General features: G+C 44.1%; 13 protein-coding genes. 1 reads left to right on the forward strand and 12 read right to left on the reverse strand.

The genetic code is table 11. The features are described 5' to 3' along the window. The first annotated feature begins 93 nt into the window (after nt 1-93). The gene (locus IGI73_RS14205; protein WP_060792554.1) at nt 94-1,287 is read left to right on the forward strand and encodes a toxic anion resistance protein; all 1,194 of its coding nucleotides are present in this window, start codon (nt 94-96) and stop codon (nt 1,285-1,287) included. A 102-nt stretch (nt 1,288-1,389) separates the two neighbouring features. On the opposite strand, the gene IGI73_RS14210 is transcribed toward IGI73_RS14205, so the two are convergent. The 12 genes from IGI73_RS14210 to IGI73_RS14265 all read right to left on the reverse strand — a co-directional run bounded on the left by IGI73_RS14210 (nt 1,390) and on the right by IGI73_RS14265 (nt 13,013). Further along, nucleotides 1,390-2,307 (reverse strand): D-ribose ABC transporter substrate-binding protein, encoded by a 918-nt coding sequence (locus IGI73_RS14210; protein WP_016609995.1) that lies wholly within the window; start codon nt 2,305-2,307, stop codon nt 1,390-1,392. Between the two features lie 18 nt (nt 2,308-2,325). Beyond that, nucleotides 2,326-3,279, reverse strand: a complete 954-nt coding sequence (locus tag IGI73_RS14215; protein WP_428206798.1) for an ABC transporter permease — start codon at nt 3,277-3,279, stop codon at nt 2,326-2,328. Nucleotide 3,280: 1 nt separating this feature from the next. After that, nucleotides 3,281-4,765, reverse strand: a complete 1,485-nt coding sequence (locus IGI73_RS14220; RefSeq protein WP_428206799.1) for a sugar ABC transporter ATP-binding protein — start codon at nt 4,763-4,765, stop codon at nt 3,281-3,283. A gap of 19 nt (nt 4,766-4,784) precedes the next feature. Then, nucleotides 4,785-5,180 (reverse strand): D-ribose pyranase, encoded by a 396-nt coding sequence (gene rbsD / locus IGI73_RS14225; protein WP_060792556.1) that lies wholly within the window; start codon nt 5,178-5,180, stop codon nt 4,785-4,787. Continuing rightward, a complete protein-coding gene (gene rbsK / locus IGI73_RS14230) occupies nt 5,155-6,060 on the reverse strand; it encodes a ribokinase (RefSeq protein ID WP_034857599.1) in 906 nt (301 codons plus the stop codon). Before rbsK ends, rbsD begins: the two co-directional genes overlap by 26 nt. Beyond that, nucleotides 6,053-7,039, reverse strand: coding sequence for a LacI family DNA-binding transcriptional regulator (locus IGI73_RS14235; protein WP_060792557.1), 987 nt, complete (start codon nt 7,037-7,039; stop codon nt 6,053-6,055). The genes rbsK and IGI73_RS14235 overlap by 8 nt, the downstream gene beginning before the upstream one ends. Nucleotides 7,040-7,269: 230 nt before the next feature. Next, nucleotides 7,270-8,601 (reverse strand): sensor histidine kinase, encoded by a 1,332-nt coding sequence (locus IGI73_RS14240; protein WP_428206800.1) that lies wholly within the window; start codon nt 8,599-8,601, stop codon nt 7,270-7,272. After that, nucleotides 8,595-9,281: a response regulator transcription factor gene (locus IGI73_RS14245; RefSeq protein WP_428206801.1), complete on the reverse strand. Its 687-nt coding sequence runs from the start codon at nt 9,279-9,281 to the stop codon at nt 8,595-8,597. The genes IGI73_RS14240 and IGI73_RS14245 overlap by 7 nt, the downstream gene beginning before the upstream one ends. A 75-nt stretch (nt 9,282-9,356) precedes the next feature. Then, nucleotides 9,357-9,515: a hypothetical protein gene (locus tag IGI73_RS14250; protein WP_005233508.1), complete on the reverse strand. Its 159-nt coding sequence runs from the start codon at nt 9,513-9,515 to the stop codon at nt 9,357-9,359. 41 nt (nt 9,516-9,556) lie between these two features. Continuing rightward, nucleotides 9,557-10,870, reverse strand: a complete 1,314-nt coding sequence (locus IGI73_RS14255) for a PASTA domain-containing protein (RefSeq protein WP_005227808.1) — start codon at nt 10,868-10,870, stop codon at nt 9,557-9,559. After that, complete coding sequence (locus tag IGI73_RS14260; protein ID WP_428206802.1) at nt 10,863-11,537, reverse strand: ABC transporter ATP-binding protein; 675 nt, start codon at nt 11,535-11,537, stop codon at nt 10,863-10,865. Before IGI73_RS14260 ends, IGI73_RS14255 begins: the two co-directional genes overlap by 8 nt. Nucleotides 11,538-11,549: 12 nt before the next feature. After that, entirely contained in the window at nt 11,550-13,013 is a 1,464-nt protein-coding gene (locus IGI73_RS14265; RefSeq protein ID WP_332282532.1) for an ABC transporter permease, read from the reverse strand. Nucleotides 13,014-13,103 lie beyond the last annotated feature (90 nt).

The raw sequence follows: 13,103 nt of genomic DNA on the forward strand, positions 1-13,103 counted from the left end.
TAGATTCTGATTGGCAACAAGAAAAGAATCTAAAAAAAATCTAGCCTGGGCTAGATTTTTTTCGAAAGCAGACAATTATTAGGAGGAGTTATTATGAGTGAAACACCAAATCAAGCAAAACCCGTAACGGATACGCTTGACGATTTATTGAACAACCCATTTTCAACCCCTGTCGACACTTTGACCACCACTCAACAAGCGGAAATCAGTCAGCTGAAAGAACAGCAAACGGCACCGCGTTTGATTGATAAATTACCGCCAGAGCGTCAAGCACAGGCCCAAGAATTAGCCAGCAAGATCGATGCGACCGACCAGCAAGCGGTCATCACCTATGGTGCAGCTGCCCAAACCAAACTTGGAGAGTTTTCCCAATCCATGTTGAACCATGTCCAAGCAGCTGATATCGGCCCTGTGGGCGACTCATTAACGGAGTTGATGTATCGCTTGCAAGAAGCCAATCCAGACGAACTGCGTGCAGGGGAAGGCAACTTATTCAAGCGAATGTTTGGTAAAGTAAAACAATCCATTTTTGAAATCACCGCTAAATACCAAAAAATCGGTGCCCAAATCGACAAGATCGCCGTCAAATTGGATAAAGAAAAAGACGGTTTGCTAAAAGACAACATGATGTTGGAACAGTTGTATCAAAAGAACAAAGATTACTTTGATGCATTGAACATCTACATTGCCGCTGGCGAGTTGAAGATGCAAGAATTACAAACCAAAATCATTCCTGAAGCCATGAAAAAAGCAGAAGAAACGAATGATCAAATGGACGTACAGATCGCCAACGATTACACGCAATTTCTTGATCGTTTAGACAAACGGACTCATGACTTGCGCTTGGCACGTCAAATCACGATCCAACAGGCACCGCAAATTCGCCTGATCCAAAACACGAACCAAGCGTTAGCAGAAAAAATCCAAGCTTCTGTCAATACAGCGATCCCACTATGGAAAAACCAAGTGGTCATTGCCTTGACTTTATTGCGTCAAAAAGATGCAGTTACGGCACAACGCCAAGTTTCTGAGACCACCAATGATCTATTGAAGAAAAACTCAGAAATGTTGAAAGTTTCTGCTATTGAAACAGCGAAAGAAAACGAGCGCGGCATCGTCGATATCGAAACCTTGCAAAAAACACAAAACGACCTTGTGGAAACGATCCAAGAAACATTACGGATCCAAAAAGAAGGAAAAGAAAAACGTCGTGCTGCCGAAGTGGAATTGGGTCATCTAGAAGAAGACTTGAAAGACCGCTTATTGGATTTAACCAGCAACAAGTAAACGAAACGCCACGTATTAAAGAAAGCCCCTCTTTGGTGACCTAAATGGTCAGCCAAAGAGGGGCTTTCGATGTTGAAAGTAGGAACTGCATTGAGCGTCTACCTATTTTTTCACCAACTCTAATGGTGAATCGATTTGTTCAGCGACTGTTTTTCCTTGGAAATGGTCAAACGCTGCCTGCAATGCAAGGCGGCCCATTTCTTCTGGTTTTTGAGCGATCGTTGCCGTCATTCTACCTTCTTCGATGGCTTTGAGGCCGTCTTCAGTACCGTCAAACCCGACAATCACTACGCCTTCTCGGTTTCCCATCGCTTCGGCTGCCCCTAAAGCCATTTCATCGTTTTGAGCAAAGACGCCTTGAATGTCATTGTTGGCTTGGAGGATATTTTCCATAACCGTTAATCCTTCTGCTCGATTGAAGTTTGCGGATTGCTTTTCAACAACATCCAGTTTGTCTTTAGCATAATCATCAAAGCCTTTTCCTCGCTCTCTGGTTGCAGAAGCGCCAGGGACGCCTTCAAGTTCTACCACTTTTGCGTTTTCCCCTAATTGTTCGAGAATAAATTCTGCTGCCATTTTCCCACCTTCTTCGTTATTGGAGGCAACCGTCGTCAAAAGCGTTCCTCCATCGCTACTACGGTCGATGGCAATAACTGGGATGTTGGCATTATTAGCGGCTTCAACAGCTGGGACGATAGCAGCAGAATCAACGGGATTGATCAAAAGCACATCCACGCCTTGTTGGATCAAATCATCAATATCATTGCTTTGCTTGGCAGTATCATCTTGGGCATCAACAAAGCGTACATCGGTGTCATTTTCCTCAGCCAATTGATTGATCCCCTCTTGCATGGAAACAAAAAACGGGTTATTGAGGGTGGAGATCGATACACCAACTGTCAATTCTGAAGCTGCTTTTTCCTCACTTTGTGTCTCACTACTGCCGCCGTTGTCCAATGTTGCCGCTCCACAGCCAGAAAGTACCAATAAGCCTGCTGCCAATAAAAACATTTTTTTCATAATAGATCCTCCTATTTTTTATTTCCTTTTCCGATCCAGTAACACTGCAATTACGATCACGATCCCTTTAACGATTTGTTGATAAAAACTTGAGACACCCAATAGATTTAGACCATTGTTCAACGTACCAATGATCAATGCCCCGATCAACGTGCCAAAAATTCTGCCTCTTCCACCAGATAAGCTCGTACCACCTAAAACGACTGCTGCAATCGCATCCATTTCATAGGCTTGCCCTGCTGTTGGTTGCGCAGAATTCAACCTAGAAGTGATGATCATGCCACTGATTGAAGCCATCAATCCAGAGATCGAATAAATGATCAGTTTTATCTTATCGATTTTCACCCCAGCAATAAAAGCGGCCTTTTCATTGCCACCGATGGCATAGGTTTTTCGTCCGAAGGCGGTGCGATGAAGCAACAAGAACAAAAGAAAGAACACGAGAAACATCAATACGACTGGAAAAGGAATCCCGAAAAGATACCCCCGACCAATAAAGCTGAATAGAAAGCTGTCACCTAGTCCAGTGATTGGATTTCCATTGGTGTACACTAAGGTAGCGCCCCGATAGATCGTCATCGTTGCTAAGGTTGCGATAAACGGCGCCATTTTTCCTTTTGAAATCAGTAGTCCATTCAACGCACCAAGGATCGCTCCGCTTAGTAACCCAATCAAAATAGCGACTAAAGATGACACCCCATTGGCCATCATTCCTGCTGTCAAGGCACTGGAAAGTGCTAAGGTGGACCCTACAGACAAATCAATGCCCCCAGTCAAAATGACAAAGGTCATTCCGAATGCAATAAAGCCATTCGCTGCGACTTGCCGCAAAAGATTCAACAAATTACTGGGCGATAAAAAGCTTGGATTTAAGGCAGTGACAGCAGCCACTAGAGCAATCAAAGCGAGTAAAGGTCCCAATTTACTAATTGATTCCGAGAGTTGTTTTGTTTTCATACCACTTTTTTCCATATTAGTTTCCTCCTGTCGCATACGTCATGATCTTCTCTTGTGTGGCTTCTTGCCGAGAGAGTTCCCCTGATATTTTTCCTTCGTGTAAAACAATGATGCGATCGCTGACACCTAGCACTTCTGGTAGATCACTAGAAACCATCAAAATCGCAATACCACGTTCCGCTAACTCATTCATCAGCTGATAAATCTCTCGTTTGGCACCTACGTCTACTCCGCGTGTCGGTTCATCTAAAATCAATACTTTGGGTCCGACACCGATCCACTTCGCCAAAACCACTTTTTGCTGATTTCCACCAGAAAGCTCGCTGGCTAAATTCTGGGCACTCATCGTTTTGATGCGTAAGCGCTCGATCATTAACGCAACGAAACTGGCTTCAGTCTTGCTATCGACCATGCCTGTTTTGACAAAATTATCAATGCTGGGCAAACTGATATTATCGGTCAGGGAAAAGTCTAAGACCAAGCCTTCCGTTTTCCGATTTTCTGTTAGAAAGCCAAAGCCATTGGCGATTGCCTTTGAAGGCGAAGAATTTTTCACTTCTTGCCCTTCGACGATTAAGGTACCGCTTTCAATTTCGTCTAAACCAAATATTCCTCGCATGACTTCTGTGCGTCCAGCACCCATTAAACCTGAGAAACCAAGGATCTCACCTGCTCTGACTTGAAAATTGATGCCTTGGTAAACTTTAGAAGCTGCTGTTAAATTTTTTACTTCAAAAACGACTTCACCGATCTGCGCTTGTTTTTCTGGATAATAATCAGCTAACTCTCTACCGACCATTTTCTTCACGACCTCTTCCATCGTCGTATCCTGCGTCTTTTTCGTATCGATCGATAGACCATCCCGCATCACAGTGATCTTGTCACTTATTTTGAAAATCTCCTCCATTCGGTGAGAGATATAAACGATCGCTACGCCGTTTTCTTTCAAGCGACGAATGATTTGAAACAAATTATTAATTTCCTTATCCGACAAGGCAGCAGTCGGTTCATCCATGATCAACACCTTGGCATCAGTCATCAGCGCTTTCGTGATCTCGATCATTTGCTGTTGCCCGACTGAAAGTTCATCCACTTCTTTTTGAAGGGGGATCTGAATCCCTAACTGTTCAAAGACTGCCTGCGCTTTGCTTGCCATTTTCTTCGTATCTAGTAGCCCAAAGGTGGTTTTCAATTCCCGATTCAAGAATAAGTTATCCAATACAGTCATCTGTTCCCAGTTATTCATTTCTTGATGGATAAAGCTCACACCGGCTTGTTCGGCTTCCTTCGGATCGGCATAGTTCGTTTCTTTACCATCGATCAAAATCGTCCCTGCATCTTTGGCATGTAACCCAGTTAAAATGTTCATCAACGTTGACTTGCCTGCCCCATTTTCTCCCATTAGGGCATGGATTTCTCCAGGGTACAATGTTAGTGAGACATCTCTTAACACTTGATTCTTCCCAAAGGATTTCTCAATATTGCTCATCTCGACTTGCACATGATTTCCTCCTGTCTCTTTAGAAGATAACGGCTGCTTGTAAAATAATGTTTGAATAGGGTGTCGCTTCCCCTGTTCGAATAATGGCTTTGCTTTCCTTTGTTTCTTCTTTGAATGCCTCATGTGGAACAAAACGAATCGGAACATTCGGGAACGTTTTTTGAATCAATTGCCACTGCTCCGCATTCTCCGTTTTTATTTCCTCTGCTAAAACGATCGCCTCGACTGCCATCTCTTGTTGCATTACCGATAACACCTCTTCAAAACTCGGACTACCTAGTTTTAATGCCAGATCGATTTTTTTCACCCCTGTGGGTACTGGCAACCCCAAGTCCCCGATCGTAAGCTGATCAGTGTGGCCTAAATCCGCCAATAATTTGTCGATCTCACTATTTAATGCCCCATGCTTCTTCATACAATGGACTCTCCTTCATTTCCTTTAATGTAGGCATTCCGCCTTGAGCACCATATCCTTTGACGGAGATTGCTGCTGCTAAGTTGGCAAAGGCAATGGCGTTTTCTAAGGGAACACCTGCTAAAATCCCTACTGCTAATGCACCATTGAAGGTATCACCAGCTCCCGTAGTATCGACCGCAGCAACTGGAAAGGCAGGAACTAAGACCTCCGACTTCCCGTTGTGGAAAATCGCTCCTTTGGCACCTAGGGTAACGATCAATCGATTAGGGTAGGCTGCTAAAACGTCAGCAAGCTTTTGATTGGGGAAAAGTAACTTAAACTCATGTTCATTAGGGGTCAGATACCCTACCTTAGATAACATACGCGGATTGAGCTTTCTCGCAGGTGCTGGATTATATAAAACAGGGATTTTTGCTTCCCAACACCAGTCGATGATGGCTTCATTGGCTTCTTGGGGAATCTCGTTTTGCAAAATCACTAAATCAGCCTCTGTGATGTTTCCTTTTATTTCGGAAAAGCGAGCTAAATCAAGCGCATTATTGGCACCGGGTATGACAATGATGCTATTGTCATTTTCATGCAAAATGATATGCGCGGCACCAGATGGAAAATGTGTAACGGGTTCCACATTCTCCGTAGAAACGCCATTCACGTTTAAGTTTTCGACGATTTCATTTCCGAAACGATCGGTTCCTACATGGCCTAGCATTGCTACTTCTGCGCCTAAACGGCTAGCGGCGATGGCTTGGTTTGCTCCTTTGCCGCCAAAATTCGTGTCAAATTTTTCCCCAAAAACCGTTTCTCCTTGATTGGGTTTCACCTTCGTAGTGACTACAAAATCTGTTGCCATACTACCAATGACGATGATCTTATTCAATTGGCGTTCCTCCATTTCTTACTGTCTCTCTTTCTTCTAAATGAACAGGAAGGATGATTTTTTTCTGTTCAATAAATTGATCGTTGATCAATGCAAAGAGCATTTCTGCTCCTTTGTAACCTACTTGATAAGCAGGCTGATGGATCGTCGTCAAGCGTGGCACCACCAATTTACTGATGGGAATATCGTCATAGCCGATCACTTGAAGTTGTTCTGGAATCTTTACGCCATGATGATAAGCCTCTTGCATGATGGCAATCGCATGGGTATCACTTGGGGCAATCACACTATCGACAGTGGGATGTTCTAAAAAAACTTGTTTCGCTGTCAAGGTCGCATCCTCTAAGAGAAAGGATGTGGATTTCACTAGTGCATAAGGAACTTGTGCTTTTTTCAATGTGTATTCAACACTCAATAAACGATCCCGAGCACGGGTGACAGATTCAGGACCAGCAATCACGACTACCTTTTTGGGGTCACCTTTTAAGATCGCTTCAGCAGCAAGTTCGCCGCCTTGAAGGTCATCCGAATAAACCCCATATTCGACATCTTGATCGATCCGATCCAAGACGACCGTCGGAATATTGCTTTGGGTACGATTTTTATTTTCGACAGCGGAAAGAATCCCCGCCACATTGTTTTGCTCAAACGCACGTAAATATTCATTGGCTTTCTCATTGTCTTCTTGAATGTTGCCAAGGATGACTTGATAGCCTTTTTTTTGTAGAAAGTCTTCGACGCCTTTGGCTACTAGCGGAAAAAACGGGTTGGATATATCAGGAAGTAGCAAACCAATCAATTTTGACTTTTTCTGATACAGCGAACGTGCGACTTCATTGGGGGAATAATTCAATTCATTGATCGCCTGATGGATTTTCTCACGGGCTTTTTCGCTCACATAGCCAGTCCCATTCATGGCTCTTGAAACTGTCGCCACGGAAAGTCCAGCTAAATTGGCGACATCTTTAATTGTTGGCATGTTGCTCCCCTCCTGTGTAACCGATTACACACCTATCATAGCCGAACTTTGTGAAAATTGCAAGGAGAAATAAAAAAACTTTTTTCCCTTGGTGTCCCCTTCTCCTAAAAAATGCGTTTTGCTGCATAAATAGCCGCATTTCGAGAAAGCGAAACTTTCTTCGAAATGCGGCAAAAGATTTGATGAGCGCAGCGACATATCTTTTATTTCCTAACGGTAAAGCTCATTTTTCAATGAAATAAAACTTCAAAGTGATTGACGCCCTCTTGATCCACCGTCAAACTGATTTGTGCCTGCAGCATTTCTGTGATGGCTTTGGCGATGGCTAAACCTAACCCATAGCCACCGTCTTGATGGTTGCGAGAAGGATCCCCGCGGTAGAAGCGATCAAAGACATAGGGAATTTTTTCTTCAGGGATCGGGCAACCACTGTTGGACACTTGCAGCACCGTTTTTCGTTGGCGTTCAACGAGAGCCACTGTGACGGTTTCTCCAGTAGGTGTATATTTCAAGGCATTGTCTACCAAAATCATGGTCAATTGCCTCAAGGCTTGCTCATTGCTTTCAAGGCGCACCTGTTTAGCGATCTGTTCCTGATAGTGGATCCCTTTTTCCAGCGCAATGGCCTCCATGCTTTGATAAACACTTTGCACGACTTGGCTGGCATCGATCACCGAACGCATGACTTCTTGCTCGGCACTTTCGAATTTGGTCAGCATCAATAAGCTATTTACTAGCTCATCCATCCGTTCGGAACCTAACTGGATGTTTTCCAGCCATTTCATTTGGCTTTCCAAGGTTTCTTCTGGACTGCCAGCTAATACCTCAGCATTGACTTGAATGATCGCCAGTGGTGTTTTCAACTCATGGGAAGCGTTAGAAACAAACTCTTTTTGTTTGCGCCAAGCCAGCTCAACTGGTCGCAATGCCCGATTGGCGACATAAAAGCTAGCGATATAAATACTGACTAAGGCTAAGACCCCGATGAGCAAAAGCGTGGTTCTTAAGTTGCTTAGACTGGTTTTGTAGTCGGTGACATCAAAGAACAGCACTTGATAAAAAGGCTCGTAATTATTGATGCTGGTGGAATATTCCCCCGTCGAATCATGATTGATCGAATAATGACTAATGGAAGTTACCAAAAAGAGCGCATACCGCCAGTCTCGGTCATTTACCTTCACTTCATTGGGAATCTCCTCTTGTTTCGTTGCGGCATCGACCAAGGCTTCATAAAGATCACTCTCATCGACACCCTCATCAATACTTTGAATCACGACATCCATTTGATCCACGTCGACTAGAGCGATCTCTCTGAACTCACTGGTACTATTCGTGATGGTCAATATCATTGGATACTCTGGGTCTGTCAGTGATTGCCGGGCCTCCTCCTCATCCAACGGTACCGCAGCTAAGGTGTTGGCTTCTTGCGAAATCAATGATTGGATCTCGTTTTCAATTTGGGTGGCATTCAAAATATAGATAAAGGTAAAGGCACCTAAGACAATGATTGAGATCAACGCCATATTAAACCACAGCATTTTATTCCGTAATTTTTTTAACATGGCGGCTCCTTGCTCTGCAAAATATACCCCGCATTGCGGATCGTGCGAATGCCGATATCCGCTTCAAGCAGCGTCAGTTTTTTCCGCAGCAACGACACATAGATCTCAACGCGGTTTTCTTCCACATCGGGATCAAAGCCCCAAATCTTATTGATGATGGTTTCTTTTGATAAAATCACTTTAGGTCTGGATAAAAATAGCTCCATCAGTTTCATTTCTTTGGGTGACAGCACCACTTGATTGGTCGTCGTAGCCAACTGCAGCTCATTACGCGCCAAGACCACATTGCCAAATGCTAACTGGTCTTCTTGATAATCCAAGTCTTTTCTTCTACTTAATGAACGAATCCGTGCCAGCAGCTCTTTCATTTGAAAGGGTTTCGTCAAGTAATCATCTGCCCCTGCATCCAAGCCGAGCACTTTGTCATCGACATCGCTTTTGGCCGTCAACATAATAATCGGCGTGCGAATATTTTGCTTGCGTAACGTCTTTAGTAATGTGATCCCATCGATTTTTGGCAGCATGATATCCAAAACGAGAAGGTCATACACCCCACTTGCTGCGTAGTCCAACCCAGTCTCGCCATCATACGCCAAATCAACGGAATAATGCTGTTTTTTCAATAAGCTGGCAACCGCTTCTGCGATCGATGGCTCATCTTCTACGAATAAGATCCGCATCGGTCAGTCCCCCTTTTACACTCATCATTTCTTTTTTTCAATCACTTTTCGGTAAGCACAATCATTTTTGTAGAATCATTCCAATTGTTCTCCAATAAACCGTTCTGTTGAAACGATCCGCACGTGTTCGCTGGATTGATGAATCCACATGTGTAGCAACAATGCTACCATACCGCTTAACAAAAAGACAAACAGCTTTTTCCTAAGGTCTTGAAAATTCTCTTGATGACGCATGGGTTTCCTCCTTTTTGCAGGTCATCGATAAATCCGCTCGGCTATTCTGGATCAGTAGCCGCTGGGGCTGTCTGATTGCCTAAGCTGATATCGAAGGTGATCGTATCTTCTAACGGTAAAAACTGATTGAACTTGCTCATCCCCACGATTGTCCCGTAGGGTTCTGCTGAATTGACATAACGGACTTGATAGCTGATGTTCGCCCCTTTTGAACGGAATTCATCAAAGAAAAGTTTTTGCAGATCCCCTTCAAGGAGCTCGCTTCGACGGTAATCTTTGATATACGGTTGACCTGCTGAATAGACGACTTCAATGCCTTGGTCATCTTTGCTGGTTAAAACGGTCCCGGCGGTCTCACTTTGCGAGATCAATTGTCCGTAAGGCAGACTCTGAGTAAACTGCATCCGCATCCGCACAGTGACACCCTCAACAGCGGCCTGGGCATCATCTGGTAAAATCGTTGAAAAGTCTGGTACGGTGACCCCTTTCCCTAGAGAAATCGTTACTTGAAACGCATCCCGTTTCGCGATTTTTTCTTTTGGTGCCACGCTTTGTTCAATGACTTTGCCTTCTTCCACAGTATCCGAAGCCTGTTCTTTGATTTCAAGCTCCAGCTCATGGGCTTTCCCCCATGTTTCTACCTCTGCACGGGTTTTATCACGAAAGTCTGGTACTTCAATATCTTTTTCAAAGGTTTCTTCGCCTTTGGAATAAAAGACTCGTCCGACATCTCGACGATGATAGTTTTCTTGCGAGACTTCTTTATTAGTAAATTCTACTCGAATCGGTGCTTTTTCCTCGATCTCATCGTGGTATTCATCGACGATCGTCAAATTGCTGGCTTGATTTTTTTCGATCCACTCTGCTGCCTCGTCCCTCGTCATTTCCATAAAGTCTGGCAGTGCCAATTTCTCTTCTGGATCTGGGCCTTGGCTCACCGTTAGATGCAGGGTGCTTCTTTTTCTGACCCGACTTCTGGCGGCTTCTTCTTGGGCGATCACTTGATTGGCTGGGGCTTCATCATAGGCAGGCGTCACATCGATCGCAAGATCATGTTCCGCCGCCCATTCCCTGACTTCTGAGATCTCTTTGTCCACAAAGTTATCCAGTCGGACGTACGCCAATTGGAAAAATAAAAAGCCGCTGAGTAGAAGTAGTCCGAGTAATGCACCAAGCCCCAGCAGTCGTTTTTTCCGCCGTTTCTTTTTGAAGGAGGGATCGTGTTCGATCCCCTCTTCTAAAGAAGCTGAACCTTTTTCTTTGCGGGAAGCACGGGAAGAAGGTGCTTTAGCTGTAGCTGATTCCTTGTCTGGCTCTTTCGGTTCTTCTTCAAACTTCGATAAAAAATCACTCATAGGCCGTCAACTCGCCATTTTTCAAATAAAAGGTCTGATCCGACTGCTTGGCAATTTCAGTCGAATGCGTCACTACGATGATGCACTTGTTGTGTAAAGTAGCTAAATCTTTAAAAATATCCACGATTTCTTGCTCTATGCCTTCATCCAAATTTCCCGTCGGCTCATCGGCTAAAATAATATCAACATTGGTCGCTAAGGCACGAGCGATGGCGACCCGCTGTTGTTCCCCACCGGAGAGCTGATTGACGAAACGATCAGCTTTCGTGGAGGTGATTCCGATATAATCCAACAAGCGATACGCAATTTGATCGTGTTGATCGGGGAGCTTGTTGTCTGAGATTGCCATCGAAACAAGGACATTTTCTAATGCCGTCAAATATGGGATCAAGTTGTAACTTTGAAAAATCAAACTGATCTTGTTGCGGCGATACTCTTCATAGCCGATCGTTTTGATATTTTTCCCTTCGAAAAATACTTCCCCATCGGTTGGTTGATCCAATGCGCTGATCAAGGAAAGAAAGGTGGTCTTTCCAGAGCCTGATTTCCCTAAAATCGTGTAAAATTTACCTTTTTCAAAGGAGATATTGGTTTTATCTAAAATCTTCCGACGATTCTCACCATCTTGGTAGTAATACGTCATCTCTTTGGTCTCTAAAATTGCCATGTTCTTCGCTCCTTACAGCATGATTTTTTTCGGATTCAAACGCAGAATATATAATAGCGGCACCACTGCCGAAAGCAAGATCGTCACGATCCCGGTCGCTAAAAAGGCAATGATATAAGGCAAGGTGTATTGAACGCGAAACGCTTCGTTGATCGTTGCTTGATCGATTTTCGGTACGGCCGCAACGCCCACAAAGAATTGCTCCACCCCTGCTTGATTTGCCTCTAGCATACTGCTGGATAACAAAGATTCAGAAACCATCTTGCCCAGCATATTCCCTGTGACCAAGGAGATCAGCATTGCACTGACACCAATCAACAGGAGTTCGAGCACGATTTGTGCAAACACGTATTTCCGTCGTTCCCCTAACGAAAGGTAGATGCCTAACTCATATTTCCGATCTCGGGTAAACAACACAATGATCAAGGAGATAATAATCAAGGAAGCAATCACCGCAATCACTACGACATATGAAGAAATTTGTGATAAGCGATTCATGCTGGTTCCCACACGATCGTACTCATCCGTAGAGGCATTGACCTTATAGCCATTTGGCAAGAGCGGTGTCACCTCTTGTTTGAATTGCTCTGCATCTTCTGGTTGATTCAAAATGAATTGCGGAGTGAAGAACTCCTCATCAGAACCGAAATCTGTCGCTGGAAACGCCGCTTGCTGGCCCGCACGTTCCTCTTCAACAATCGTTTTCACAGCATCATTGGGCATATAGATACGATTGAAGGGCCGATCATCAAATGCAAATGAGCTGACCATGCCATCTTGGCCTTGATCGTTCGCTTGTTCTAAGCTGGTATTTTTAAAGATCCCGACGATTTCGATTGGGTAATCATTGCCTTTTTGCTTCTCAGGGTCCATCCCTGACGAATAATCGACAAACTGTCCGTCTAAGACCATAGTGTCTCCCACGGTCAAGCCGTTTTCCTGAGCAAGCTCTTCAGAAATCAAGCCGACACGTTTTCCCGTACGCTGCTCCTCTTCGTTAAAGAAGCGACCTTGCGTTAAATTCACCGTATCCTCTTCAAAATCTAACGGCTGTAGGAGATTGGTTCCTGTTAAATAGACCGCAGAAGGCATGCCCCCAACGATCATGACATTCTCATCTTCCTCTTGTGGGCTGAAACTATAGGGTTTGAAGTTTTCAACAGCAATCACTGTTTCTCGTAGATAATCGTACTGCTTGACTTCGGAGCGTTCACCGATCTGCTTGATCAGCTCTTCTGACAGCGGCTGAATCTCCTCCATTCTTGCGCCGCTATCACTATTTGCCATCAACGCTTCATAATCGATCTCAATCGTTGCCAGTGAGCCTAATTGGTTTTTGATCTGCTTTTCGACATTTTGAGTCGATTGATTGACCGCAATTGCGCCAGCGATCACATTTCCTAATATCAGAATAACAGCAAACAATATCGCAGATTTCCCTCGCTTTCTCGTCACACTCAGCCATGCTCGTTTCATATAATTCACTTGCCAACATCCTCTCTTTTTTTCTCTAACAAAAGCATACTGGATGAACCTTTAGTGAATCTGTCATTTGCAAATTTTTTC

The organism is Enterococcus sp. DIV0755f (assembly GCF_051713725.1).
Lineage (GTDB): Bacteria > Bacillota > Bacilli > Lactobacillales > Enterococcaceae > Enterococcus_D > Enterococcus_D casseliflavus.